General features: G+C 71.8%; 25 protein-coding genes. 12 read left to right on the forward strand and 13 right to left on the reverse strand.

Annotation, left to right across the window (positions count from 1 at the left end):
- Nucleotides 1–64: 64 nt before the first annotated feature.
- Together IE290_RS20420 and ldt-CoaP are read right to left on the reverse strand one after the other, a co-directional pair.
- Nucleotides 65–844, reverse strand: a complete 780-nt coding sequence (locus IE290_RS20420; protein WP_229874617.1) for a choice-of-anchor P family protein — start codon at nt 842–844, stop codon at nt 65–67.
- A gap of 95 nt (nt 845–939) precedes the next feature.
- Nucleotides 940–1770 carry a L,D-transpeptidase gene (gene ldt-CoaP, locus IE290_RS20425; protein ID WP_191246198.1) on the reverse strand — a complete coding sequence of 277 codons (831 nt, stop codon included), beginning with the start codon at nt 1768–1770 and terminating at the stop codon, nt 940–942.
- A 437-nt stretch (nt 1771–2207) separates the two neighbouring features.
- On the opposite strand from ldt-CoaP, the gene IE290_RS20430 reads away from it, so the two are divergent.
- A complete protein-coding gene (locus tag IE290_RS20430) occupies nt 2208–2636 on the forward strand; it encodes a DUF6319 family protein (protein WP_191246199.1) in 429 nt (142 codons plus the stop codon).
- A 142-nt stretch (nt 2637–2778) separates the two neighbouring features.
- Nucleotides 2779–3429 carry a GntR family transcriptional regulator gene (locus IE290_RS20435; RefSeq protein ID WP_191246200.1) on the forward strand — a complete coding sequence of 217 codons (651 nt, stop codon included), beginning with the start codon at nt 2779–2781 and terminating at the stop codon, nt 3427–3429.
- On the opposite strand, the gene IE290_RS20440 is transcribed toward IE290_RS20435, so the two are convergent.
- The gene (locus IE290_RS20440) at nt 3411–4712 is read right to left on the reverse strand and encodes an MFS transporter (RefSeq protein ID WP_191246201.1); all 1302 of its coding nucleotides are present in this window, start codon (nt 4710–4712) and stop codon (nt 3411–3413) included. The two genes, IE290_RS20435 and IE290_RS20440, sit on opposite strands and share 19 nt — an antisense overlap.
- A 114-nt stretch (nt 4713–4826) precedes the next feature.
- On the opposite strand from IE290_RS20440, the gene IE290_RS20445 reads away from it, so the two are divergent.
- Nucleotides 4827–5498, forward strand: a complete 672-nt coding sequence (locus tag IE290_RS20445) for a DUF2848 domain-containing protein (protein ID WP_191246202.1) — start codon at nt 4827–4829, stop codon at nt 5496–5498.
- Between the two features lie 347 nt (nt 5499–5845).
- On the opposite strand, the gene IE290_RS20450 is transcribed toward IE290_RS20445, so the two are convergent.
- Entirely contained in the window at nt 5846–6991 is a 1146-nt protein-coding gene (locus IE290_RS20450) for an RNA polymerase sigma factor (protein ID WP_191246357.1), read from the reverse strand.
- Nucleotides 6992–6999: 8 nt separating this feature from the next.
- Nucleotides 7000–7407, reverse strand: coding sequence for a YciI family protein (locus IE290_RS20455; protein WP_191246203.1), 408 nt, complete (start codon nt 7405–7407; stop codon nt 7000–7002).
- Nucleotides 7408–7577: 170 nt separating this feature from the next.
- Between IE290_RS20455 and IE290_RS20460 the strand changes: the two genes are divergently transcribed.
- A complete protein-coding gene (locus tag IE290_RS20460; RefSeq protein WP_191246204.1) occupies nt 7578–8306 on the forward strand; it encodes a VIT1/CCC1 transporter family protein in 729 nt (242 codons plus the stop codon).
- On the opposite strand, the gene IE290_RS20465 is transcribed toward IE290_RS20460, so the two are convergent.
- A complete protein-coding gene (locus tag IE290_RS20465; RefSeq protein ID WP_191246205.1) occupies nt 8303–9760 on the reverse strand; it encodes a peptide MFS transporter in 1458 nt (485 codons plus the stop codon). The genes IE290_RS20460 and IE290_RS20465 overlap by 4 nt on opposite strands.
- Nucleotides 9761–9918: 158 nt before the next feature.
- Here IE290_RS20465 and nhaA point away from each other — a divergent pair, with 158 nt between their 5' ends.
- The 3 genes from nhaA to IE290_RS20480 are packed head-to-tail and all read left to right on the forward strand — an operon-like array spanning nt 9919 to nt 12586.
- Nucleotides 9919–11109: a Na+/H+ antiporter NhaA gene (gene nhaA / locus IE290_RS20470; protein ID WP_191246206.1), complete on the forward strand. Its 1191-nt coding sequence runs from the start codon at nt 9919–9921 to the stop codon at nt 11107–11109.
- A gap of 38 nt (nt 11110–11147) precedes the next feature.
- On the forward strand, nt 11148–11630 hold the full coding sequence (locus IE290_RS20475; RefSeq protein ID WP_191246207.1) for a phage holin family protein: 483 nt from the start codon (nt 11148–11150) through the stop codon (nt 11628–11630).
- A 17-nt stretch (nt 11631–11647) separates the two neighbouring features.
- A complete protein-coding gene (locus IE290_RS20480; protein ID WP_191246208.1) occupies nt 11648–12586 on the forward strand; it encodes an alpha/beta fold hydrolase in 939 nt (312 codons plus the stop codon).
- Between the two features lie 3 nt (nt 12587–12589).
- On the opposite strand, the gene IE290_RS20485 is transcribed toward IE290_RS20480, so the two are convergent.
- From IE290_RS20485 to nth, 4 genes are read right to left on the reverse strand one after another with little or no spacing between them, the layout of a single operon-like run.
- A complete protein-coding gene (locus tag IE290_RS20485) occupies nt 12590–13786 on the reverse strand; it encodes a MarP family serine protease (protein ID WP_191246209.1) in 1197 nt (398 codons plus the stop codon).
- A gap of 9 nt (nt 13787–13795) precedes the next feature.
- Entirely contained in the window at nt 13796–14479 is a 684-nt protein-coding gene (locus IE290_RS20490) for an NUDIX hydrolase (RefSeq protein WP_191246210.1), read from the reverse strand.
- The gene (locus tag IE290_RS20495) at nt 14476–15066 is read right to left on the reverse strand and encodes a TlpA family protein disulfide reductase (protein ID WP_191246211.1); all 591 of its coding nucleotides are present in this window, start codon (nt 15064–15066) and stop codon (nt 14476–14478) included. The genes IE290_RS20490 and IE290_RS20495 overlap by 4 nt, the downstream gene beginning before the upstream one ends.
- A complete protein-coding gene (nth, locus tag IE290_RS20500; protein WP_229874636.1) occupies nt 15063–15746 on the reverse strand; it encodes an endonuclease III in 684 nt (227 codons plus the stop codon). The genes IE290_RS20495 and nth overlap by 4 nt, the downstream gene beginning before the upstream one ends.
- Before the next feature lie 152 nt (nt 15747–15898).
- Here nth and IE290_RS20505 point away from each other — a divergent pair, with 152 nt between their 5' ends.
- The 4 genes from IE290_RS20505 to IE290_RS20520 all read left to right on the forward strand — a co-directional run bounded on the left by IE290_RS20505 (nt 15899) and on the right by IE290_RS20520 (nt 19777).
- Nucleotides 15899–16147, forward strand: a complete 249-nt coding sequence (locus tag IE290_RS20505) for a hypothetical protein (protein WP_191246213.1) — start codon at nt 15899–15901, stop codon at nt 16145–16147.
- A gap of 190 nt (nt 16148–16337) precedes the next feature.
- Nucleotides 16338–17012, forward strand: a complete 675-nt coding sequence (locus tag IE290_RS20510) for a Crp/Fnr family transcriptional regulator (RefSeq protein WP_017985500.1) — start codon at nt 16338–16340, stop codon at nt 17010–17012.
- Nucleotides 17013–17343: 331 nt separating this feature from the next.
- Entirely contained in the window at nt 17344–18561 is a 1218-nt protein-coding gene (locus IE290_RS20515) for an MFS transporter (protein WP_191246214.1), read from the forward strand.
- Between the two features lie 343 nt (nt 18562–18904).
- Nucleotides 18905–19777 carry a patatin-like phospholipase family protein gene (locus IE290_RS20520; RefSeq protein WP_229874619.1) on the forward strand — a complete coding sequence of 291 codons (873 nt, stop codon included), beginning with the start codon at nt 18905–18907 and terminating at the stop codon, nt 19775–19777.
- Here the strand turns inward: IE290_RS20520 and IE290_RS20525 are convergent.
- Nucleotides 19755–20573, reverse strand: a complete 819-nt coding sequence (locus IE290_RS20525) for an oxidoreductase (RefSeq protein WP_191246215.1) — start codon at nt 20571–20573, stop codon at nt 19755–19757. The two genes, IE290_RS20520 and IE290_RS20525, sit on opposite strands and share 23 nt — an antisense overlap.
- A gap of 70 nt (nt 20574–20643) precedes the next feature.
- Here IE290_RS20525 and IE290_RS20530 point away from each other — a divergent pair, with 70 nt between their 5' ends.
- The gene (locus IE290_RS20530; protein WP_191246216.1) at nt 20644–21549 is read left to right on the forward strand and encodes a LysR family transcriptional regulator; all 906 of its coding nucleotides are present in this window, start codon (nt 20644–20646) and stop codon (nt 21547–21549) included.
- On the opposite strand, the gene IE290_RS20535 is transcribed toward IE290_RS20530, so the two are convergent.
- Both IE290_RS20535 and IE290_RS20540 read right to left on the reverse strand, forming a co-directional pair.
- Nucleotides 21533–22303 carry an MBL fold metallo-hydrolase gene (locus IE290_RS20535; RefSeq protein ID WP_191246217.1) on the reverse strand — a complete coding sequence of 257 codons (771 nt, stop codon included), beginning with the start codon at nt 22301–22303 and terminating at the stop codon, nt 21533–21535. The genes IE290_RS20530 and IE290_RS20535 overlap by 17 nt on opposite strands.
- A complete protein-coding gene (locus tag IE290_RS20540; protein ID WP_191246360.1) occupies nt 22300–23064 on the reverse strand; it encodes an NUDIX hydrolase in 765 nt (254 codons plus the stop codon). The genes IE290_RS20535 and IE290_RS20540 overlap by 4 nt, the downstream gene beginning before the upstream one ends.
- Nucleotides 23065–23116 lie beyond the last annotated feature (52 nt).

Consider the following 23116-nt stretch of genomic DNA (forward strand, 5'->3'; position numbering starts at 1 on the left):
AACAAGGGGGCCTGCACCGCGAGGTGCAGGCCCCCTTGTCATGGGAACCCGAGGAGAAGCCGGATCAGCCGGTGACGTCCAGGTGGGCCTTCACCGGGGTCGGCCGCGGGGCCTTGCCGTTGGCGTCGGGCTTGTCGCCCGCACCGGAGCCGGCGCCGCCACCGGAGCTGGTCTTCGTCGAGGTCGGGGTGCTGGTGCCCGGCTTCGAGGTGCTGGTCTTGGTCGGCGAGGTGGTCGGGGTCTCGCCGCCGTTGTCGTCGTCGCCCGGCGCGCAGGTGACCGACGCGATGTCCAGCGTCTGCAGGTTGTCGATCTTGATGGAGATCGCGGTGACCGTGATCGAGCCGTCGTCGGCCTTGGTCTGCTTGTTCAGCACGACCGAGAGCAGGCCCGGCACGGCGACCGTGGTGTTGGTCGGCGCGTTGACGTCGAGGGTGATGTCACCCAGCTTCGCCTTGGCGAGCGAGGAGTTGCCCTCGCCGCCCTCGCACTCCGCCTCGATGGCGGTCGCGGTAAGCAGCGGCTTGCCGACGCCGAGACCGACGTTCACGTCGGCGACGCTGGCGCGCGCCTGGCCGGCACCGGCCGCGGCGTTGAGCAGCTTCACCTGCGCCAGGCCCGGCACGTTCAGGGTGGCGAGCGACTTCTGCTCGAAGCCCTTCTCGTCGGTGACGTACGGGCTGGGGTCGATGCCGAGGAGGCCCTTGGCGGCGATCGCGTAGGCGGAGTTGACGCCGTCCGAGGTGGTGGTGGTCGCCCCGGCGGCGGGCGCGAGCAGCACCGAGGTGGCGAGCGCGGTCGCGAGCACGCCGACGCCGCCGGCCACAGCCTTCTTTCTGGACAAGGAATTCCCTTTCGTGAAATGGAAATGCGAAATGAAGCCGGCGATCCCCCGTGATGCATTCCGACCGCCGGCGAAGTGCGGAGAAGCTCAGTCGCTCACGTGATGTTCACGATCGTGCCGAGCGGCAGTTTGACCAGTTCGTCGAGTGCCTCCGAGGGGACCCGGATGCAGCCGTCGCTGTTCGCCTGACCGGCGAAGCTGTTGTTGGGCCAGGTGTGCAGGCCCACCGTGCCCGGGCCGCCGCCGAAGGTCTCCAGCGAATCGGAGTGGTAGCTCAGCGGCAGGACGATCGGGCTGTAGGTGTTCTTCGTTTCCTCGATCGAGGCGATGATGTAAGCACGCCCCGCCGGGGTCGGGTGTTCGGGCTTGCCGGTGCCGATCGTCCACTTCCCGATCGACTTGCCGCTTTCCAGGATCTCCAGGCTGAACGCCGCACGGTCCACATTGACCACGTAGTCGTTCTGGGCGGATTCGGCGGCGCCGTCGCTGAGGTGGACCCAGCCGGACGCGGCGTTGGGCCGGGTCGGCAACAGCACGTGGGCCCAGTCGCCCTGCTCCGCGATCACCGGCACCCAGGTCGGCGATCCCATTTGGATGGACGGCAGCTTCGCGATCGCTTTGCCGCCAACGGCGTCGTACACGACCATGTCGGCCTTGGGGTGGATCACGCGGCCCGCCGTCGCGCCGCCGGAGGGCTGCGGGTCGAGCGGGGCGTTGGCGACCGTGGCGAACGTAGTCGCCTCCGGCAGCTGGGTCAGATCTTCCTGGCTCACCGCGGCCGGCTTCACGCCGTCCTCGTCGCCACCGGAGCACGCCCCGGTGAGCAGTGCCAGGGTCGAGACCCCGGCCACGGCGAGAAGCCGGACCGGGAGCCGGCCGCGGCGCGCAGAACCCGTCTGCGTGCGCGAGCTGCACGTCATGCGCATTACCACAATCCTTGAGGACCTACATCGGACAAGAATTCACCAAGGCCGTCTCCCCCGAAGACATGCGGCACCGCAGGTGCGCCTTGGGCCTTATTGCTATCAGGACCCCCCTAGGTGATCAAACCACCGGGTGACGGGGCTCGATTAGGGAGAGCTGGGCAAATGCTGCGTTTGCCGAGGTCGTGCGGAAAACGAGATACACCCGATCGGGTACAGATCAGTAACGCGCACTCCGAGAAGCCCCAATCGAGCGACATCGCTTCCTCACCCTGCCGGGTGATGATCGCAGAGTATCGGCAGGCGCCGCGCGGGCCACTCCCGGGGGCACCCAGGGGTAGGTTCGACGGGCCACCGACCCCGGCGAGCGGCTATCGAACGCCTGTTCTAGAATTCGGGCTGACGTAGCCGGACCCCACGAGAGGGAGACCGCAGCACCGATGAGCTTGGACACCACGACCACCCCGCAGGAGACTCCCGTCGCGCCGGCGCCGGTCGCGGACGACTCCGCGGCCGCTCCCGCTCCCACCGCCGCTTCTCCCGAGTCGGAGGAGGCCAAGCCCAAGCGCGGCCGCGCGAAGGGCTCCACGGCGAAGAAGACCCGCACCGTCGAGCTCACGCTCACCGTCACCGGCACCGCCGACGGCGAGTGGCAGGCCGAGCTCAAGCACGGCTCGAAGTGGGTCGCGCAGGGGCTGAAGATCCCGGCCTCGGCCGTGTCCCGCGCGGCCAAGGAACTGCACGAGGACCTGTCCATCCCGATCGACGAGGTGATCAACGCCGCCGTCGAGCAGCAGAAGGCCAAGGTCGCCGCGCTCGAGGCCGAGCTGGAGCAGGCCAAGCAGGCGCTGGCCGAACTGGACGGCTGACCTCAGACGTCCCCACGTCGCGCCCAGCGACCGAGACCCGCCGGGGCGGATGTCCATCGATCAGGCATCCGCCCCGGCGTTCTTTTCGGTCCGGCCACGTTCCGCGTACCATCTGTATACAACGTGTATGGAGGGAGCCCGGATGCCGGCGACGAGCAAGCCCGCCCTGTCCGGGCGGGCCAAAGCCTATGAGTACCTGAAGAACACCGTGCTGGCCGACCCCGACGCCGAAGGCAGCTTCATCAGCGAGCAGGAGATCGCCGAGCACGTCGGCATCTCACGCACGCCGGTTCGGGAGGCGTTGCTGCAGCTCGCGGCCGAGGAGCTGGTGCAGCTCGTGCCCAACCGGGGCGCCTACATCGCCCCGCTGACCGGGCGCGACCTGCGCGACCTCGTCGAGCTGCGCGGGCTGCTCGAACGGTTCGCGGCCGAGCGGGTGATGGCGGCCGGGACCGTGCCGTGGCGGGCCATGCAGAAGGTCCTCGAGCAGCAGGAGCGCTGTGACGACCCGGCCTCGGCCAAGGAGTTCATCGAACTCGACACGCACTTCCACACCCTGCTGGTCGAGGCGGCCGGCAACGCGATGCTGAGCCGGACCTACACCGCGCTGCGAGCCCGGCAGGTCCGTGCCGGGCTCGTCGCGCTGCGGCGGTCGGGGACCCGGCACGCGGAGGTCTGCCGCGAGCACCAGGCCATCGTGACCGCGCTGGCCAACGGTGAGGTCGAGGCGGCGCTGACCGCCATCGACGACCACCACGCCCGGACCCTGCAGCATCAGCTGACGACCACCTGAGTCTCGTCGCGGGCCTCCCGCGCCAGCGCGAGGCCGATGACGGTGACCACCGCGGTCACCACGACGTACAGCGCGAGCGCGAGCCAGCTGTCGAAGCCGGCCAGCAGCGAGGTGAACAGCAGCGGCGCGATGGCGCCACCGATCACCCCGGCGAGGGTGTAGGCCAGCGAGCTGCCGGTGTAGCGCAGGCGCTCGGAGAACTGCTCGGTGATGAGCGCGGCCTGCGGCCCGTACAGCGCGGCGTGGATGACGAGCGCGATCACGATGCCGACCAGCAGCAGCCCGAACGAGCGGCCGGAGACCAGCGGGAAGAACACGAACGGCCAGATCGCCGCGGCGATGGTCGCGAAGAGGTAGAGCTTGCGGCGCTTCATCCGGTCCGACAGCGCGCCGAACGCGGGCATCAGGACGAGCTGGCCGGCGGAGCCGATCATGACCGCGGTCAGGCCCTGGCTGCGGGACATGCCCAGCTCCTGGGTCATGTAGGTCAGCACGAAGACGGTGAACAACGCGTACAGCACGTCCGGGCAGACGCGGACGAAGATCGCGGCCAGCAGGGCCCGGCGCTCGTACTTGAAGACCTCGGAGATCGGCGCGCTGGGCCGCTCGCCACTCTCCGCGATGCGCTTGAAGACCGGGGTCTCCTCCAGCTTGAGCCGGATCCACAGGCCGAAGGCGACGAGCACGGCGGAGAGCAGGAACGCCACGCGCCAGCCCCACGAGTCGAACTGCGCCTCGGTCAGCAGCAGGGCGAGCACGGCCAGGACACCGTTGGCGAGCAGGTTGCCCGCGGGCGGTCCGACCTGGGCCGCCGAGGCCCAGAACCCGCGCCGCTTCGGATCGCCGAACTCGCTGGACAGCAGCACCGCGCCGCCCCATTCGCCGCCGATGCCGACGCCCTGGGCGAAGCGCAGCAGCACCAGCAGGACCGCGGCGGCGCCGCCGATCGAGGCGTGGGTGGGCAGGACGCCGATGAGGAAGGTGGCGATGCCGGTGAGCAGCAGGGTGATCACCAGCACGCGCTTGCGGCCGAGCACGTCGCCGAGGCGGCCGAAGACGAAGCCGCCGAGCGGGCGGGAGAGGTAGCCGACGGCGTAGGTGGAGAACGCGGCCATCGTGCTGACCAGCGGATCGCCCGCCGGGAAGAACTGGTGACCGAACACGGTGGCCGCGGCCACCGAGTAGGCCGCGAAGTCGTACCACTCCAGCGAGGTGCCGGACAGGCTCGCCAGGAAGGCACGCCGCAGCGATGCCCTGTCCACGGTCGGCGTTACCGAGGTCATTGCTCACATCCCGATCTCTTGGGTGCCACGTTGCGGTAATACTCGTTGTATACAACCTGCATGCGCAAGCCCCCGCAGGTAAGAACTGGGTTACCCGACTTTACGGAGGACGACATGCCGACGCTGAGCTTCGACCTGCCCGACGGCACGACGGTCACCACGCCGGTGAAGACGCTGCTCAACGCCGGGTACGCCGGCCGGGACCAGGCGGACGTCGCCGCGCACGTCGCGGAGCTGGCCGAGCTGGGCGTGCCGGCGCCGAAGGTCACGCCGGCGCTGTACCCGGTCGCCCCGTACCTGGCCGCCCAGACCGACGAGGTGCCCGTCCAGCACGACCGCACGTCGGGCGAGGCGGAGTGGGCGCTGGTGATCACCGCGGACGGGGTGCTGCTGACGGTGGCCTGCGACCACACCGACCGGGAGCTGGAGGTGCACGGCGTGGCGTGGAGCAAGAACGCGGCGCCGGACGTGCTGGGCCGCAAGGCGTGGCGGTTGGACGACGTGGCGGACCGGATCGACTCGCTGACGCTGCGCGGATGGGCCGACGGGCAGCTGATCCAGGACGGCACGCTCGCCGAGCTGCTGACGCCGCAGCACTGGCTGGACGTGCTGCGGGAGCGGGGGCTGTACGAGCCGGGGGTCGTGCTGATCTCCGGGACGATCCCGATGGTGCCGGGGGTGAACCAGTTCGCCGCCGAGTGGCGGGTGGAGCTGGGCGACCCGGCGACCGGAAACACCATCGAGGCCGGCTACCAGGTGCGACGCCTGCCGGAGGCGATCGGCTAAGCGGGTGCCGGTGGGCCGGCTTCCGGGGGCAATTGGCTGAGCGGGGTGTGCCGCCAGCGGGCCGGCTCCCGGACGCCACCGGTGCTCGCGGGCGGGCTCCCGGCGGTGACCGGCTGAACGGGGTGGCGCCGGTGGGCTGGCCCGGCGCGTGGCACGCGCGATCCGCGGCTCACCTCCGCCGGTGCGGGCGGCAGCTGCCGGAAGCCTACGGGCGCCCGGGGCGCTGGGCGCCGCAGTTGGCCCGGTCCGGGACTGCGGCTGTGCCAGTGGCCAGCCCGGGCGGCGCGCCGTCAGCGGCCACGAGGATCGGAGCACCGTGGCCCGCCGCGTGCAGGGGGCGTGGACACTCACCGGCGCAGGGTGGCGTTCACCCGCGCGGCCTGCCGTGTCAGGTGGTCCCGCTCGGCGAGGTTGGGTGCCTTCGCCGCGGCTTCGGCGTACAGGCGCGCCGCTGTCGGGAGGTCGCCGTTGCGTTCGTGCAGGTAGGCGGCCACCGCGGCGTGACGGGGCAGGCTCTCGTCCAGACGGGCGAGCTCCGCCAGCCCCGCGCGGGGGCCGTCCGCCTCCCCGACGGCCACCGCCCGGTTCAGGCGCACCACCGGGCTGTCGGTCAGCCGCACCAGCTCGTCGTACCACTCGACGATCTGCGGCCAGTCCGTCTCCTCGGCGGTGCGGGCGTCGGCGTGCAGGGCGGCTATCGCGGCCTGCGCCTGGAACTCGCCGAGCCGGTCGCGGGCCAGCGCCGCCTGCAGGATCGCGACGCCCTCGGCGATCAACCGGGTGTCCCACCGGCCGCGGTCCTGCTCGGCGAGCGGCACCAGGCTGCCGTCGGGCGCGGTCCGGCTCGCGCGGCGGGCGTGGTGGATCAGCATGAGGGCCAGCAGCCCCTGCACCTCGGGATGGTCGATCACCGCAGCGAGCTGGCGGGTCAGCCGGATCGCCTCGGCGGCCAGGTCGACGTCCCCGGAATACCCCTCGTTGAACACCAGGTAGAGGACGCGCAACACAGTGCCGACGTCGCCGGGCCGGTCGAACCGCACGCCGGACACCGTGCGCTTCGCGCGGCTGATGCGCTGCGCCATCGTCGCCTCGGGCACCAGGTACGCCTGCGCGATCTGCCGCGTGGTCAGCCCGCCGACCGCGCGCAACGTGAGCGCGACCGCGGACGACGGCGTCAGCGACGGGTGGGCGCACCGGAAGTAGAGCTCGAGTGTGTCGTCCACCGCGGCCACCGGGCCCGGCTCGGGCTCCTCCTCGACGAGGTCCTCCCGGCGGCGCCGGGCGGCGTCCGCCCGGATGGCGTCGAGGAACTTGCGCCAGGCCACCGTGACCAGCCAGCCCTTGGGATCCCGCGGCGGGTCGGACGGCCACACCCGGACCGCCTCCACCAGGGCCTCCTGCACGGCGTCCTCGGCCGTCGCGAAGTCGGCTCCGCGGCGGACGAGGATCGCGAGCACAGTCGGGGTGAGGCTCCGGAGCAGGGCCTCGTCCATCGGAGCGCTCATTCCGTGACGGTGGGGGGCTCGGCCAGGAAGGGGCGCAGTTCGAGCCATTCGTGGATCGGCTTCCCGCCCGCTCCGGGCGCGGCCGACAGCTCTCCGGCCAGCTCCAGCGCCCGGTCGTAGCTGTCCACGTCGATCACCATCCACCCGGCGATCAGGTCCTTGGTCTCCGGGAACGGGCCATCGGTCACCGGCGGGCGCCCCTCCCCGTCGTAGCGCACCCACGTCCCCTCCGCGGCCAGCGCCTGACCGTCGACGAACTCCCCGGTCTCCTCCAGCCGCGCCGCGAAATCCCGCATGTACTGCACGTGCGCCGTGATCTCCTCCGGCGACCACTGGTCCATCGGCACGTCGTTGACCGCCGCCGGAGCGCCCCGGTAGTGCTTGAGCAACAGGTACTTCGCCATGATCGTCTCCTCGGTGTGGTGCGACCCCATTCTGGCCGCGTTCACCCCCGGGACGGAGCCGATCGCGGGTTCTCGACATGGCCGGGCGAACTTTTTTCCGGCGGATCGCGGCGGTTTAGGTAAGACTCAGCTAATGGGGGACATCCGCTCGAGGGTGCTTCAATTACCTCGTGACCGAGACGAAGGACGCCGCTGCGGCGCACGCGCACGAACCCCACCACGAGAGCCTGGGCAGCCGGCTGAACTGGCTGCGCGCCGGGGTTCTCGGGGCCAACGACGGGATCGTGTCCGTCGCCGGGCTCGTCGTCGGTGTCGCCGGGGCGACCACCGACCACGGCGCCATTCTGATGGCCGGAATAGCCGGACTGGTCGCCGGCGCGCTTTCCATGGCGGGCGGGGAATACGTTTCGGTGAGCACGCAGCGTGATACCGAACAGGCCGCGCTCCGGATCGAGAAACAGGAACTGAAGACGATGCCGGAGGCCGAGGAGCGGGAACTCGCCGACATCTACGAGGACAAGGGCCTGTCCCGCGAACTCGCCGAGCAGGTGGCCCGCGAGCTGACGCGGAAGGACGCCCTCGCGGCCCACGCCGATGCCGAACTCGGCATCGACCCGGACGACCTGACCAGCCCGTGGCAGGCCGCGTGGGCGTCGTTCGTGTCGTTCTCCATCGGCGCGCTGATCCCGCTGCTGGCGATCGCGCTGCCGCCGACGTCGTGGCGGGTGTGGACGTGCGCCATCGCCGTCGTCGCGGGCCTGGCGCTGACCGGGTACACCAGCGCGCGGCTGGGCAACGCCGGAGCGCGCCGCGCGGTGATCCGCAACGTGGGGGTCGGCGCGCTGACGATGGTGGTCACCTACTACGTCGGCACGCTGTTCGGCATCACGGCCGGCTAGCGCACGCCGGACATCAGCTTTCGCACGAAGGGGCTGATCAGCGCCAGCACCACGCCGATCGCGACGGCCGCTCCGCCGACCACGCTGAAGTACGCGGCCTCGTGGTCGGTGCTGTAGTACTCGGCCAGCGAGCCGGACAGCGCGGTGCCCAGCGAGACCGACAGGAAGTTCAGCGCGACCATCTGGGTGCGGAACGCGTCCGGCGCCAGCTTCGTCGACAGGGACAGCCCCACCGGGGACAGCATCAGCTCCGCGACCGTGAACACCAGCAGGATCCCGGCCAGCGCGAGCAGCGGCGTGCTGTTCCCGGTGCCGCCGGCGAAGAACAGGAACAGCAGGAACGCCAGCCCCATCACCGACGTGCCGAGCGCGAACTTGATCGGCGTCGACGGCTGGCGCTCGCCGAGCTTGATCCAGATCGCCGCGATCACCGGCGCGAGCAGCAGGATGAACACCGGGTTGATCGACTGCACCCAGCTCACCGGCATCTCCCAGCCGAACAGGTCGCGGTCCAGCCGCTGGTCCGAGTACACCGCGACCACGGTGAACTGCTGCTGGTACAGCGCGAAGAACGCGGCGCTGGCGATGAACATCGGGATGAACGACAGCACCCGCCGCCGCTCGACGGCGGTGATCTTCCTGCTGGTGAGGATCACCGCGAAGTACACCACCGACGCGATGCCGACGATCCACACCACCACGTCGGACAGGTTCGCCGCGGTGACGATCCCGCTGAGCACGCCCGCCACGATGACGACGACCAGCACCACCAGCACCCCGCCGACCGCGGGCCGCCGCCGCGCCGGCAGCGGGTTGGGCACCTCGCGCGCTGTGTCCGGCAGGTTGCGCCGGAAGACCGTGTACTGGGTCAGGCCGATCGCCATGCCGATCGCGGCCAGCCCGAAGCCGAGGTGGAAGCCGACCTCGCTCTGCGCGAGCCCGGTGAGCAGCGGGCCGACGAACCCGCCCAGGTTGATGCCCATGTAGAAGATCGTGAAGCCGGCGTCGCGGCGGGAGTCCTTCTCGCCGTAGAGCGTGCCGACCACCGCGGTGGCGTTGCCCTTCAACCCGCCGCTGCCGACCGCGACGCACACCAGGCCGACGCCGATCCCCAGGAAACCGGGAAGCAGCGCCAGGCTGATGTGCCCGATCATGATGAGCACGGCGCTGTAGAACAGCGTGCGCTCGGGCCCCAGCAGGCGGTCGGCGACCCAGGCGCCCACGATCGTGGACAGGTACACCAGGCCGCCGTAGGCCCCGACGATGCTGGTGGCGGTGGCCTCCGGCATCGCGAGGCCGCCCTCGGCGACCGAGTAGTAGAGGTAGATCGGCAGGATGCCGAGCATCCCGTAGTACGAGAAGCGCTCCCACATCTCGACGCCGAACAGGTTCGCGAGACCGATCGGGTGCCCGAAGAACCGCGTGTCGCGCTTCGCCTCGGTGGAGGTCGTCACTGCCGCCGCCCTTTTGAGGTCTAGACAACGTTGGCGAGTGACATGCTACGACGCTTGTCCGGCAGCATGTTACCGGCCCGTAAGGTACGATGGACGACGGTGTGCCGGGAAGTCTGGTCGGCAGGGAGTCCAACCGACCGATCCCGGAGGAGCCACTCGTGGGCCAGCCGCGCCAAGCCGCCGCCGAGTTCGTGCGTTACCTGCGCACCGAGACCACCGGCGGCATGATCCTGCTCGCCGCCACCGCCATCGCCCTGCTGTGGGCCAACTCCCCGCTCGGCGAGTCCTACCGCGTGGTGCGGGACTTCCACATCGGACCGCACCTGCTGCACCTGGACCTGTCCGTCGGTGACTGGGCCAAGGACGGCCTGCTCGCGCTGTTCTTCTTCGTCGCCGGGCTGGAACTCAAGCGCGAACTGGTGGTCGGCGAGTTGTCGCAGCTCAAGAAGGCCGTGCTGCCGATCGTCGCCGCGCTCGGCGGGATGGTCGTGCCCGCGGTCGTCGCCCTGATCGCCGGCGGCGGCGCACCCGGCATGGAGCGGGCGTGGGCGATCCCGACCGCGACCGACATCGCGTTCGCCCTCGGTGTGCTGGCCCTCACCGCGTCGAACCTGCCCAGCAGCGCACGGGTCTTCCTGCTGTCGCTGGCGGTGGTCGACGACCTGGGCGCGATCCTCCTCATCGCCGTGTTGTTCACCACGTCGTTCAACCTGGTGGCCGCGCTGGTCGCGGTCGCCGGGCTCGCGCTGTACGCGTTCCTGCAGTACAAGCGGGTGCGGGCGTGGTGGATCTACGTGCCGCTGGCGATCGTCGTGTGGGTCGCGGTGCACTCGGCGGGCGTGCACGCCACCATCGCCGGGGTCGCGCTGGGCCTGCTCACGCGCGTGCGCCCGGACGAAGGTGAGGAGGAGGCGCCGGCGATCCGGCTGGAGCACCGGTTGCAGCCGTGGTCGGCGGCAGTGGCCGTCCCGGTGTTCGCGCTGTTCGCCGCCGGGATCGCGGTCAGCGGCGAGTCGCTGGGCCGCGTGTTCACCGAGGCCGTGCCGCTGGCGGTGTTCCTCGGGCTGGTCGTGGGCAAGGCGGTCGGCATCTTCGCCGCCTGCTTCGCCGCGGTGAAGCTGCGGCTCGCGGAGAAGCCGCGCGGCGTCGGCTGGCGGGACATCGCGGCGTTGTCGCTGCTCGGCGGCGTCGGGTTCACCGTGTCGCTGCTGATCGCCGACCTGGCGCTGGAGGGCGAGACCAGCGAACTGGCCCGCACGGCGGTGCTGCTGGCCTCCGCGGTGTGCTCGCTGGCCGGGGCGGCGATGCTGCTGCGGCGGAACAAGGTACACGCCGCAGCGGAGGACTAACCGAGCCCCGGGTGGGGTCTTCTGGCACGATGACCCCCGTGAGCAGCCAGGAGCACGAACGCAACGGTCGGGATGCCCACGGGGCCGTGCCCTACATCCCGCTGACCCCGGAGGCCGAGTCCTCCTCCGACGGCCAGTCGATCGGGAGCCTCGTCAGCCAGGCGACCCAGCACCTGTCCACCCTGGTCAGGGCCGAGGTCGAGCTGGCGAAGTCCGAGGTCATGGGCGAGGTCAAGAAAGGCGCCAAGGGCAGCGTCTTCTTCATCGTCGCCGGGGTGATCGGGCTCTACAGCTCGTTCTTCTTCTTTTTCTTCCTCGGCGAGCTGCTGTCCGAGTGGCTCAAGCGCTGGGCGGCGTTCGGCATCGTGTTCCTGCTGATGCTGCTGGCCGCGGGGCTGTTCGCGCTCCTCGGCTACCGCAAGGTCAAGAAGATCAAGGCGCCGGAGCGCACGATCACCAGCGTCAAGGACACCGCCGCGGCCCTCAAGCCGCGCCGGGACACCGTCCCCGAACACAGCTGAACCGCTCAGGCGCGACCATGACGCCGCCCGACCCGTCCATCGTCCGGATCGACGGGCCCTGGGCGCACCGCGACGTGTCCGCGAACGGCATCCGGCTGCACGTCGCCGAGGCCGGGCACGGGCCGCTGGTGTTGTTCCTGCACGGCTTCGGGCAGTTCTGGTGGACCTGGCGGCACCAGCTCACCGCCCTGGCCGACGCGGGTTACCACGCGGTCGCGGCCGATCTGCGCGGCTACGGCGATTCGGACAAACCCCCGCGCGGCTACGACGCCTGGACGCTGGCCGGTGACGTCGCCGGCCTGGTCCGCGCGCTCGGCGAACGGCATGCGCACCTCGTCGGGCACGCCTGGGGCGGGCTGCTGGCTTGGACGGCGGCCGCGCTGCACCCGCGGGTGGTCGCGTCGGTGACGGTGCTGGGCGGCGCGCACCCGCTGGCGCTGCGCAGCGCGCTCGCCCGCACCGCGTTCCGCCGCAAGCGGTCCAACCAGGCGCGCGCGCTGGCGCACCTGTTCCGGTTCCAGGTGCCGATGGCGCCGGAGCGGTGGCTCACCGAGGACGACGGGGCCAACCTGGAGGCCCTGCTGCGCGCCTGGTCGGGTCCACGGTGGACGTCGACACGCGACTTCGACACCAGCGCCGCGATGTTCCGCGAGGCGGTGCGGATCCCGGGCGTGGCGCACAGCGCGCTGGAGTACTACCGGTGGGCGTTCCGGGCCCAGTTCCGCGGCGAAGGACGCCGGTTCGCCGACGCGGTGGGCACCCGCGTGGCGGCGCCGGTGCTGCAGATCCACGGCGCCGCGGACCCGTGCGTGCTGCCGGAGACCGCGCGGGCGTCGGCCCCGTGGCGCGGGCCGCACTCGGTGCTGGACGAACTGGCGGACGTGGGTCACTTCCCGCAGCTCGAAGCGCCCGACGAAACCACCAAGGCGCTGCTGGACTTCCTCGCGAAGAGCTGACGGTCAGGCGGCGCAGGCGCCGGTGGACACCCGGGCGCTCAGCGAGGGCGCCGACTCGATCACCGGGCGCACCTGGTTGCCGGTCAGCGTGAAGCCGGTGTCGGCGTCCTCCACCGACGCCCCGAACACCACGCCGACGACCTGCCCCCGCGGATCGACCAGCGGGCCGCCGGAGTTGCCGCTGCGCACCTGCGCCCGCACGGTGTAGACGTCCCGCCGCACGGTGTGCGAGTCGTAGATGTCCGGGCCCTGCAACGTGATCTCGTTGCGGATGCGGGCGGGCGTGGCGCGGTAGGGGCCGTCCAGCGGGTAGCCGAGGACGATCGCGCTGTCGCCCGCCTTCGCCGGTGACGGTGCGAGGCTCAGGGGCGTCGCGTCCAGGCGGGGCACCGCGAGCACCGCGACGTCGACCTCCGGGTCGAAGTACACGACCCGCGCGGGCAGCCGCCCGGCGGCGGTCTCCACCGCCGTCGTCTCCGTGCCCGCCACCACGTGCGCGTTCGTCATCACCCGCTGCGGCGCGATCACGAACCCGCTGCCCTCCAGCGTGCGCGAGCACGACTCGGCGGTGCCGCGGATCTTCAGCACGCTCCCGCGCAGCTGCTGCACGACCGCGCTGTCCTGCAGCGTCGTGTCCGGCGGGGCGGTGTCGTTGATCTGGGTCTTCTGGAACGGGTCCACAATGGACGGGAACCCGGAGACGTCGAGCAGCTTCCGCAGCTCGCTGGGCAGCCCTTCGGCCGCCGGTGGCATCGCCTTGTCGACCGTGCCCAGCACCGTCGAGTTGTTGATCGCCCGCGCCAGCCCGGGCAGCGCCGCGACACCGGTCAGCGGCACCGCGATCAGCCACGCCACCACGAACACCACGACGGCCTGCACGATCGCGCCGAGCGTCTGGTCGATGCCGGTCAGCTTGTCGGTGTTGAAGCGGCGCTTGACGGCGTGCTTGAACCGCCGCCCGAGCCACACGCCGAGCGTTTCGCCGAGCGCGACCAGGAACACGACCGTCGCGACGGCGAAAGCGACCTTGGCGGCCGGGTTCTCGAACAGCTCGACGACCCACGGCGCGATGCGGATGCCGAGGATCGCGCCGCCGATCACGCCGACCAGCGCGGGAAACGCGATCACGACGCCCTGACGCGCGCCGGAGACCGCCGCCACCAGCGCCAGCAGAATGACCAGGACGTCGACCCAGTTCACCGCGTCTCCTCAGTCGGTCGCGAGCAGATGATCGCGCAACGCTACGTCAAGATCCCGGACGTCGCCGCGATCCCACTCACGTGCCCAGCCGCCCAGTTCGAGCAGGACGGTCAGCAGCCCCGCGGTGAAGCCCCACACGAACAGGCCGTTCACGGTGAAGGCCGGTCCCTTGTAGCCGGTCCCGGGCCGGCGCACCTGGAACCGGTTGGCCGGATCGGCCAGGTCGGCCAGCGGCACGCGGGCCACCGCCGCGGTCTCCCCCGGGTCGACGGCGTGCACCGGCGAGGGAGCGTGCCAGTGGGCGAGCACCGGCGTCACGGCGAAGCGGGACACCGGGATGAACAACTCGGGCAGCACCGCGACCGGCCGCACCCCGGTCGGGTCGACCCCGGTCTCCTCCTCGGCCTCGCGCAGCGCGGTGGCGACCGCGTCGGCATCCTCGGGGTCGGCGCCGCCGCCGGGGAAGGCCACCTGGCCGGCGTGCGAGCCGAGCGTGTCGGCGCGGCGCAGCAGCAGGACGTCCGGCCCGCGCTCGCCGTGGCCGAACAGGATCAGCACCGACGCGGCGCGGGTGAACTCGTCCTCGGGCGGGGTGAACCGGGTGAACGCGGTCGAGTCGAGGTCGCCGCTGATCTCGACCAGCGGGCGCAACCAGTCCGGCACCGACGCCGGATCGACGAGCGGTCCCTTCACGACAGCCTCCGGACGACCTCACGCACCTGCTCAGGATCGGTGAAGGTGCGTGGGCTTTCGATGAGGCGGACCTGCCCGTCCGCGGTGACCAGGTAGGACGCGGGCAACGCGGGCGGCACCTTGAGCGCGCTGCGCACCGGGCCGCTCCCGCCGTCGCCGTCGAACACAGCTGGCAGCCGCACCCCGAGGTCGGTGAGCAGCTCGAGCCCGTCGCCCGGTTTGCTCTGCACCTGCACGGTGAGCACCCGCGCCGCACCCGGCTCGTCGGCGTACCGCTGGAGCACGGGCAGCTCGGTCCGGCACGGCTCGCACCAGGTGGCCCACACGTTGACCAGGGTCACCTGGCCGGCCAGCGCGCTGCCCAGTTCGACGGTGGATCCGTCGCCGAGGCACTCCGCGCGCACCCCCGCGAGCTGGGCAACCTCGCCCGTGCCGGACGGGCACGGCGCCAGCGCGGCGGCGGCCCGGGCGGCGGTCAGGTCCGGGCCCGCGGCCGTGTCCTTCGAACGGACCTGCGGCAGCACCGCCACGATCGCCGCGAGCACCAGAACCCCGAGCGCGAGCGCCCACCTGGTCGCCGTCGTCACCGCTGGGTCACCATGGCGAGCAGGTGGTCCCGCTCCGGGCCCTTGACCAGCTTCGCGGCGTCTTCGAACTCGATCGGGCCGGCGCCGAAGGAGGGGCAGTCGCGGGCCAGCGGGCACGCGCCGCAGGCCGGTTTGCGGGCGTGGCAGACGCGGCGGCCGTGGAAGATCACCCGGTGCGAGAGCATCGTCCACTCCTTGCGGGGGATCAGCTCGCCGATCGCGTGCTCGACCTTGACCGGGTCCTCCTCCGCGGTCCAGCCCCAGCGGCGCACCAGGCGCCCGAAGTGCGTGTCGACCGTGATCCCGGGCACGTCGAAGGCGTTGCCGAGCACGACGTTCGCGGTCTTGCGGCCCACGCCGGGCAGCGTGACCAGGTCGTCCAGCTTGCGCGGCACCTCGCCGCCGAACCGTTCGACCAGCGCGGCGCCCAGGCCCATCAGCGAGTTCGCCTTGGCCCGGTAGAAGCCGGTGGGCCGGATCAGTTCCTCCAGCTCGGTGCGGTTCGCGCCCGCGTAGTCGGCCGCGGTGCGGTAGCGGGCGAACAGGGCGGGCGTCACCTCGTTGACCCGCACGTCGGTGGTCTGCGCGGACAGCACGACCGCGATCAGCAGCTCCAGCGGTGTGGTGAAGTCCAGCTCACAGTGTGCGTCGGGATACGCCTCGGTCAGGCAACGGAGCATGCGGCGTGCGCGTCTCACGAGCGCGAGGCGGCTCTCTGCCCCCTTGGTGGGGTTAACACGAGACGCATTCGGCACGCCGCTAGCCTACGGAAGCCGACACGCCGGACCCCGGACACCACCCCCGAACCCGTGATGAGCGAGGATCAGAACCGATGACTGTCTGGTTCGTAGTAGCGGTGCCACTCGTGATGATGTTCTTCGCGCTGGCGATGGAGCGAGTGGAAAACCGGCTGCGCCACGTCGCGGTCCAGGAGGAAGAGGTCGAGGAGTTCCTGGAGCAGGCCCGGCCCAACGAGGTCAGGGCCCTGTACGGGCACGGCATCGGCCGCGCGCTGGAGCTGTTCCGGCTGCGCCGCCTGGGTGGTCGCGCGGCCAAGCTGCGCCCCCGGAAGACCCGCTGACCTCGACCGATTCAGCGAGGATTAGGCTGTCCGTTCGGAGCGAGATCGCCCTCGCCCGGCCGGGCGGTGATCGGTCTGTCCTCGGCGTGCCCTGAGGCGATCTCGTCCGAACGGCCTAGACTGCACGCAAGTGATCGGCGACACGCCCCGGTTCGCGGGAACACGGTCGCCACCGACGAGGAGGCACGAGGTGGACGAGACCCTGGCCCGGGCGGGCATCTTCCAGGGGGTGGAGCCGGCCGCGGCTGAGGCGCTCGCCCAGACCCTGGAAACCGTGGAGTTCCCGCGGGGTCATGTGATCTTCTCCGAGGGCGAGCCCGGCGACAAGCTGTACATCATCCTGTCCGGCAAGGTGAAGATCGGCCGCAAGTCGGCCGACGGCCGGGAGAACCTGCTGTGGATCGCCGGCCCCTCGGACATGTTCGGCGAGCTGTCCATCTTCGACCCCGGCCCGCGCACCTCGACCGCGACGACGGTCACCGAGGTGCGGGCGGTGTCGATGGACCGGCCGTCGCTGCGCAAGTGGATCGCGAACCGGCCGGAGATCGCCGAGCAGCTGCTGCGAGTCATCGCCCGCAGGCTGCGCCGGACGAACAACATGGTCGCCGAGCTGATCTTCACCGACGTCCCGGGCCGCGTGGCGCGGGCGCTGCTGCAGCTGGCGCAGCGGTTCGGCAGCCAGGAGGCGGGCATCCTGCGGGTCACGCACGACCTGACGCAGGAGGAGATCGCCCAGTACGTCGGCGCCTCGCGGGAGACCGTGAACAAGGCGCTGGCGGACTTCGCGCACCGCGGCTGGCTGCGGCTCGAGGGCAAGTCGGTGCTGATCCTGGACCCGGAGCGCCTGGCGCGCCGCGCCCGCTGACGGCCCGCGAAAACCCCGGACAAAGCAAAAGAACCGGGCGCCACCCCCGACGTGGCGCACCGGTTCTTTTGTTTGTGCGCGGGCCATCCCCCGACAGACCGCGCTCCCCGCCCTCCGGTTCTGGCCCCGACCCTTCGCCGGAGGGAGCTATATCTACTTGTCAACCTTGCCACGGCCAGTACCCCGAAGTTCAAGGCCGTTCACCCTCACAGACGCGCCCGTTGCGGCTTCGTTGCGCGGGTCCGCCGAAAAAGTCCCGGCCGTTATCGAAACGAGACCTGAGGGGCGATCAACTGGTACTCGCGTACCAGTCTGAGGCATACTGGTACGCGTGTCCCAGACTTCCCTCGCCGACTACCGTGCTGCCCTGACCACGCCGGGCGCGACCCGTCCGATGGTCGCGTCCATCCTCGCGCGCCTGCCGATCGCGATGATCGGCCTGTCCGCGCTGCTCTACGTGCAGCAGGAGATGGGGTCGTTCGCCGTCGCCGGGCTGGTTTCGGCCAGCTCGCTCGTCGGCGTCGCCGTGGGGTCGGTCGTGCAGGGCAGGCTCATCGACCGCTTCGGCCCGACGCGCCCGCTGCTGTCCACCGCGGCGATGTTCGCGGTGATCCTGGTGACACTCGCGCTCGCGATCGAGGCCCACGCGGCGACTCCGGTGCTCGTCGCGCTCGCGTTCGGGATCGGCATCACCGAGCCGATGGTCGGCTCGGCCTCGCGGGCGCTGTGGGGACGGCTGGTGCCCGCCGAGGCGGCGCGCAACGCGGCCTACGCCTACGAGGCGATCAGCATGGAGGTGTTCTTCATCCTCGGCCCCGGCCTGGCCGGTCTGCTGGTCGCCGCGCCGTGGCCGGGCACCGGGATGGTCGCCGGTGGCGCGTGCATGGTGACCGGCGCGATCCTGTTCGCGCTGAGCCCGGCGGTGCGGGCGTGGGGACCGGCGGGCCGGACGCACCGGTCGCTGCTGGGTGCGCTGAGCAGCCCGGGCATGCGCACGCTCGCGCTGGCCGCGCTCGGGTTCGGTGTGGTGATCGGGTTCGTCGAGGTCGCCGTGCCGGCCGCGGCCACCGAGGCCGGGGAGCCGGCGCTGGGCGGGGTGCTGCTGTCGGTGTGGTCGGTCAGCTCGGTCGCGTTCGGCGTGGCCTACAGCCTGCGGCCGTGGCCGCGGGAGATGCCGCTGCGCCTGCCGGTGCTGCTGGCCGGGTTCGGTGTGCTCGTGGCGCTGCTGGCCTGGCCGTCGACGCTGTGGGGCCTCGCGCTCGCGATGCTCGCCGCCGGCGCGCTGATCACCCCGCAGTCGGCGACGCACTCGGCCGCGATCGAGCTGGTCGCGCCGAAGGGCACCGCGGCTGAGGCCTTCGGCTGGGTGCTGACGGCGGTCACGCTGGGGCTGGCGTTCGGCCAGTCGGTGAGCGGTTACCTGGTCGAGCACGCCGGCCCGTCGACGGCCTTCCTCGCCGCGACCGCGTCGGCGCTGGTGATCGCCGCGGTGGTCTACCTGCTGCGCGACACGGTGAAGGCACCGCGCGAGCAGGTGCTGGTGTCCTAGAGCGAGGCCTCCGGGCGAAGTGGGTGTTGCGGCTCTGCCCGACGAGACGGGACGCCACCGCCGCCTTCCTGCACCGCGCGGTGTCCTGGTTTCGCGACCAGGACGCCCTGGCGAGCAGTCCGCGCCGCGCTCGGCCTCCGGCGCCGGTTCACCAGACCTGGCTGCCCCCTGCCCACCTGGGGCCAGCACCACAACACTGAACGCGCACACCCCGCACTAGCAGGCCACCCACCCGTCACCCGACTGCCCTGACCATCCACAACGTCTCGGGGCACGACACCTAGAACGCCCCCGCAAGTCAGGCTTGACCCTCACATCGGTGTGAGCGGTTACCGTGCGCGGCATGAGCAGGATGATCATGCCGCGGGAATCGACGGCCGTGGTGCTCGGCGGCGGTGGGCTCGCCGGGATCGGGTGGACCATCGGGGCGCTCGCCGCGCTCGAGGAGTCCGGGGTGCTCCGGTTGGACTCCGTCGACCAGGTGATCGGGACCTCCGCGGGCGCGGCCGTGGCCGCCGCCATCCTCCAGAGCGGGTCCGCCGGCGCCGAGTACGACAAAGCGGTGCGCAAGAACCGCCGCAACGACGAGCTCGCCCCGGCGACGGCCCTGGACGCCGTGCTCCCGGACGTCCTGGCGATCCACGGCAGCGACGACCCCGTGGCGGCGAAGACCGAGCGCCTCATGCGACTGTCGCGGGAGCGCTCGCGGATCGATCCGTCCCGTCGCCGTGTGGCGATCGCCCGGCGGGTCGCGCGGGACTCCTGGCCGGCCGGCCGGTTCGGCATCACCGCGGTGCGGTCCGACGGCAGCCGAACCGTCTTCACCAGCGAGTCGGGCATCGGCCTGGTGGACGCCCTCACCGCCAGCTGCGCCGTCCCCGGGCTGTGGCCGGTCGTCCGCATCGACGGTGCGGACTACATCGACGGTGGGACGTTCTCCCTCACCAACGCCGAACTCGCCCGCGAAGCCGGCCACGTGATCGTGCTCCAGCCGATGCCGGAGCTGCCGGGATACGCCACCGCGGAACGTCAGGAAGTCCTGGACCGCGCCGTGACGATCGAGCCGTCCGAGCGGGCTCGCGCCGGGTTCGGCTCCGACCCGTTCGACCCCGACGTCCGCGGCCTGGCCGCCGTGCTCGGGTACGAGGACGGCCTTGCGGCCGTCCCGGCCGTGACCTCGCTGCTCGGGCCTCTCAGAACGTCGTCGAGCGGCTGACCTCTTCCCACGCGTCGAGGTCGGCGCGCAGCTGCGCGTGCTTGGCACGGAGCCCCTCCACGGCGTCCGCGCCCAGCGCGAGGCGCAGCGGCGGCTTCTCGGCGTCCAGCACGCGCACGATCGCCTGCGCGGCCTTCGCCGGGTCGCCGGGCTGCGTGCCGTCCATGGTGTCCACCGCGGCCCGCGTGGGCAGGTCGCGGTAGGCGTCGATCTCGCGGGACCGGTGCATCCGCGCGCCGCCGAACTCGGTCCGGAACGCGCCCGGCTCGACGATCAGCACCCGCACCCCGAACGGCTCCAGCTCGGCGGCCAGCGACTCGGACACCGCCTCCAGCGCGAACTTCGCCGAGCAGTACGCACCGAACCCAGGCGGGGACACCTGCCCGCCCATCGAGCTCATCTGCACGATCGCGCCGCTGCCCTGCTCACGCAGGTGCGGCACGACGGCCTTGGTGACCGCGACCGCGCCGAAGAACATGACCTCCATCACCGACCGCAGCTCGTCCAGGGTGAACTCCTCGACCGCGCCGACCGACCCGTGGCCGGCGTTGTTCACCACCACGTCGATGCGGCCGAACTCACGCAGCGTCGCCTGCACGGCCTCCTCGACCTGCGCCGGGTCGGTCACGTCCAGCGCGTGCGTGCGCACGCGGTCCCCGGCGAGGTCGGCGAGCTGCTCGGGCCGGCGCGCCGTCGCCATCACCCGGTCCCCGGCCGCGACCGCCGCGCGGACCAGCTCCCGCCCGAACCCCGCGGAGCACCCGGTGATCAGCCACACCCGTTCCGTCTTCGTCATGCCCCCAGCCTGGCGGTGATCTTGGAAACCGGCCAACACCCTTTCGCTCCGGCGGCTACAGTCGTTTCCTGTGACCCTGCCCGAGCTGCGGCAACTGCGGTACTTCGTCGCGGTCGCCGAGGAGCTGAGCTTCACCCGCGCCGCCCGTCGGTTGTCGATCGCGCAGCAGTCGCTGTCGCAGCAGATCACCGTGCTGGAACGCACGCTCGACGCGAAGCTGTTCGACCGCGACAGCCGGGGCACCCGCCTCACCGAGGCCGGACGGCTGTTCCTGCCCGAGGCGAACGCGGTGCTCGACCGGGCCCGGCAGGCCGTCGCCACCCTGGCCAGGGCCCGCCGCGGCGAGGTGGGTGAGCTGACCGTCGCCTTCCTCGCCTCCACGGCGAACTACCTGCTGCCGCCGGTCGTGCGCGCCTTCCGCGAGCGCTACCCGGACGTCCGGCTGCACACCGAGGACACCTCGGTCGCCACCCTCGTGGCGGGGCTGCGGGACGGCCGCTACGACGCCGCGTTCAGCCGCCCGCCGCTGGTCGACGGGCTGGCCGCGCGCACCCTGGCCGTCGAGCAGACCTGCGCCGTCCTGCCCGAGGGGCACCCGCTCGCCGACCGGGACGAGCTGACGCTGGCCGACCTCGCGGACGAGCCGTGGGTGCTGACCGAACGCAGCTCGTGGCCGCCGTGGCACCGCAAGTACGACGAGGACTTCCGACGGGCCGGGTACGAGCCGAAGATCGTCCAGCGGGCCGCCAGCGTGCCGAGCCTGCTCGGGCTGGTGGCCGCCGGGGTCGGGGTCTCCCGGCTGGCCCGTTCGGCGCACAGCCTGCGCCGGACGGGCGTGGTGTTCGTGCCGCTGGCCGGCGAGCAGGCGCGCACGCAGGTGCTGTGGCTGCCGGAGGCGGACAAGCCGGCGCTGCGCAACCTGCTCGACGTGGTGACCGAGCTGGCCGCGCGGACCGACCTCACCCAGGCCGGTTAGACCGCAGGTACGCCAGCTGGGCGTTGACGCTGTGCTCGGCGGGAGCCCACAGCGCCCGGTCCACGTCGGCGTACACCAGCTCCACCACCTGGCGTGCGGTGGCGTCCGCGCCCAGCTTCTCCAGCGCCGCCCGGACCTGGTCCAGCCGCTGCTCGCGGTGGTCCAGGTACTCCTGCGCGACCACCCGCAGATCGGCCATCTCGGGGCCGTGCCCGGGCAGTGTCAGCAGGCCGGACGGCAGCTCGATCAGCCGCCGCAGGGAGTCCAGGTACGCGCCGAGGTCGGTGAGCACCGTGGTGCCGCGGCCGAGGATCGTGTCGCCGGTCAGGACCTGGTCGCCGACGCGCAGGCACACCGAGTCGGCGGTGTGGCCGGGCGTGTGCAGGACCTCGATGTCCAGGCCCGCGGCGGAGATCACGTCGCCGTCGGCGAACGGGTCCGCGTCCCGGCACAGCGCGGCGTCGAAGGCCCGCACCGGCGCCTGCACCCGCTCGGCCAGCCACGGCGCGCCCTCGACGTGGTCGGGGTGGTGGTGGGTGAGCAGGATCATCGCCACCGGGCCCTGCTCGGTGAGCAGCGGCAGGTGATCGAGGTCCTGGTAGCCGGGGTCGACGATGACGCACTCGGTCGAGCCGGGGGCCCGCAGCACCCACGTGTTCGTGCCGTCCAGCGTCATCGTGGACGGGTTGTTCTCCAGCACGACCGCGGCGGTGGACGAGACCTCGCGGCGCACGCCGTAGGCGGGGTGGCTCATTCCGCGACCACCCGGATCGCGTCGCCCTCGCGGATCAGCTTCGGGATGATCGCCTCGACCGTCCGCTCGGCGGCCAGCGCCTCCGCGGCCGTGCCGAACTCCGCCAGCTCGCTCAAGGTGTGCCAGGTCGGCGGCATCAGCATGCTGCGGCCCGCCTCCGCGTCGGCCAGTGCCTCGGCCGGGCGCCACCAGCCGGACGACTCGGCCTCGGTGGTCTTGCCATCGGCCTCCTGGCCGTGCGGCAGGATCGCGGCGAAGAACCGGGTGTCGTAACGGCGTTTCTCCTGCGCCGGGGTGATCCAGTGGGCCCACGGACGCAGCAGGTCGGAGCGCAGGGTGAGCCCCTCGCGCGCCAGGAAGTCGGCCAGCGACAGCTCCCGCGACACCAGCGCCTCCCGCGCGCCGGCGTACTTCGCGGTGTCGGTGACCACCTCGTCGGCTGTGCCGGCGAGCAGCACCCCGGACTCCTCGAACGTCTCCCGCACGGCCGCGCACACCAGGGCCCGCGCGACCTGCTCGGTCCCGTTGAACCAGCTCGCCCAGTCGGTCGCGGGCGGACCGGCCCACGCGATCGTCGCGTCGGCGTCGCGCTGGTCCACCCCGCCGCCGGGGAAGACCGTCATGCCGGCGGCGAACGCCATCGCGTTCACGCGACGTTGCAGGAAGACTTCGAGACCGTTGTCGCCGTCCCGCAGCAACAGCACTGTCGCCGCGTCGCGGGGCACGGCCGGCTCGGCCGGCACCGCGTCGGAGAAGTTCATGCTCCCCGGGATCCGGAAATCAAGTTGCACCACACGAGGCAACTTACGTGTT

Source organism: Amycolatopsis deserti, from assembly GCF_014653945.1.
GTDB lineage: Bacteria > Actinomycetota > Actinomycetes > Mycobacteriales > Pseudonocardiaceae > Amycolatopsis_E > Amycolatopsis_E deserti.

Bases quoted from the DNA above. Each gene is read 5' to 3' on its own strand.
- ldt-CoaP (WP_191246198.1), bottom strand. From the start codon at position 1,770: ATGCGCATGACGTGCAGCTCGCGCACGCAGACGGGTTCTGCGCGCCGC.
- IE290_RS20430 (WP_191246199.1), top strand. From the start codon at position 2,208: ATGAGCTTGGACACCACGACCACCCCGCAGGAGACTCCCGTCGCGCCG.
- IE290_RS20435 (WP_191246200.1), top strand. From the start codon at position 2,779: ATGCCGGCGACGAGCAAGCCCGCCCTGTCCGGGCGGGCCAAAGCCTAT.
- IE290_RS20440 (WP_191246201.1), bottom strand. From the start codon at position 4,712: ATGACCTCGGTAACGCCGACCGTGGACAGGGCATCGCTGCGGCGTGCC.
- IE290_RS20445 (WP_191246202.1), top strand. From the start codon at position 4,827: ATGCCGACGCTGAGCTTCGACCTGCCCGACGGCACGACGGTCACCACG.
- IE290_RS20450 (WP_191246357.1), bottom strand. From the start codon at position 6,991: ATGGACGAGGCCCTGCTCCGGAGCCTCACCCCGACTGTGCTCGCGATC.
- IE290_RS20455 (WP_191246203.1), bottom strand. From the start codon at position 7,407: ATGGCGAAGTACCTGTTGCTCAAGCACTACCGGGGCGCTCCGGCGGCG.
- IE290_RS20480 (WP_191246208.1), top strand. From the start codon at position 11,648: ATGACGCCGCCCGACCCGTCCATCGTCCGGATCGACGGGCCCTGGGCG.
- nth (WP_229874636.1), bottom strand. From the start codon at position 15,746: ATGCTCCGTTGCCTGACCGAGGCGTATCCCGACGCACACTGTGAGCTG.
- IE290_RS20505 (WP_191246213.1), top strand. From the start codon at position 15,899: ATGACTGTCTGGTTCGTAGTAGCGGTGCCACTCGTGATGATGTTCTTC.
- IE290_RS20520 (WP_229874619.1), top strand. From the start codon at position 18,905: ATGAGCAGGATGATCATGCCGCGGGAATCGACGGCCGTGGTGCTCGGC.
- IE290_RS20525 (WP_191246215.1), bottom strand. From the start codon at position 20,573: ATGACGAAGACGGAACGGGTGTGGCTGATCACCGGGTGCTCCGCGGGG.
- IE290_RS20535 (WP_191246217.1), bottom strand. From the start codon at position 22,303: ATGAGCCACCCCGCCTACGGCGTGCGCCGCGAGGTCTCGTCCACCGCC.
- IE290_RS20540 (WP_191246360.1), bottom strand. From the start codon at position 23,064: ATGAACTTCTCCGACGCGGTGCCGGCCGAGCCGGCCGTGCCCCGCGAC.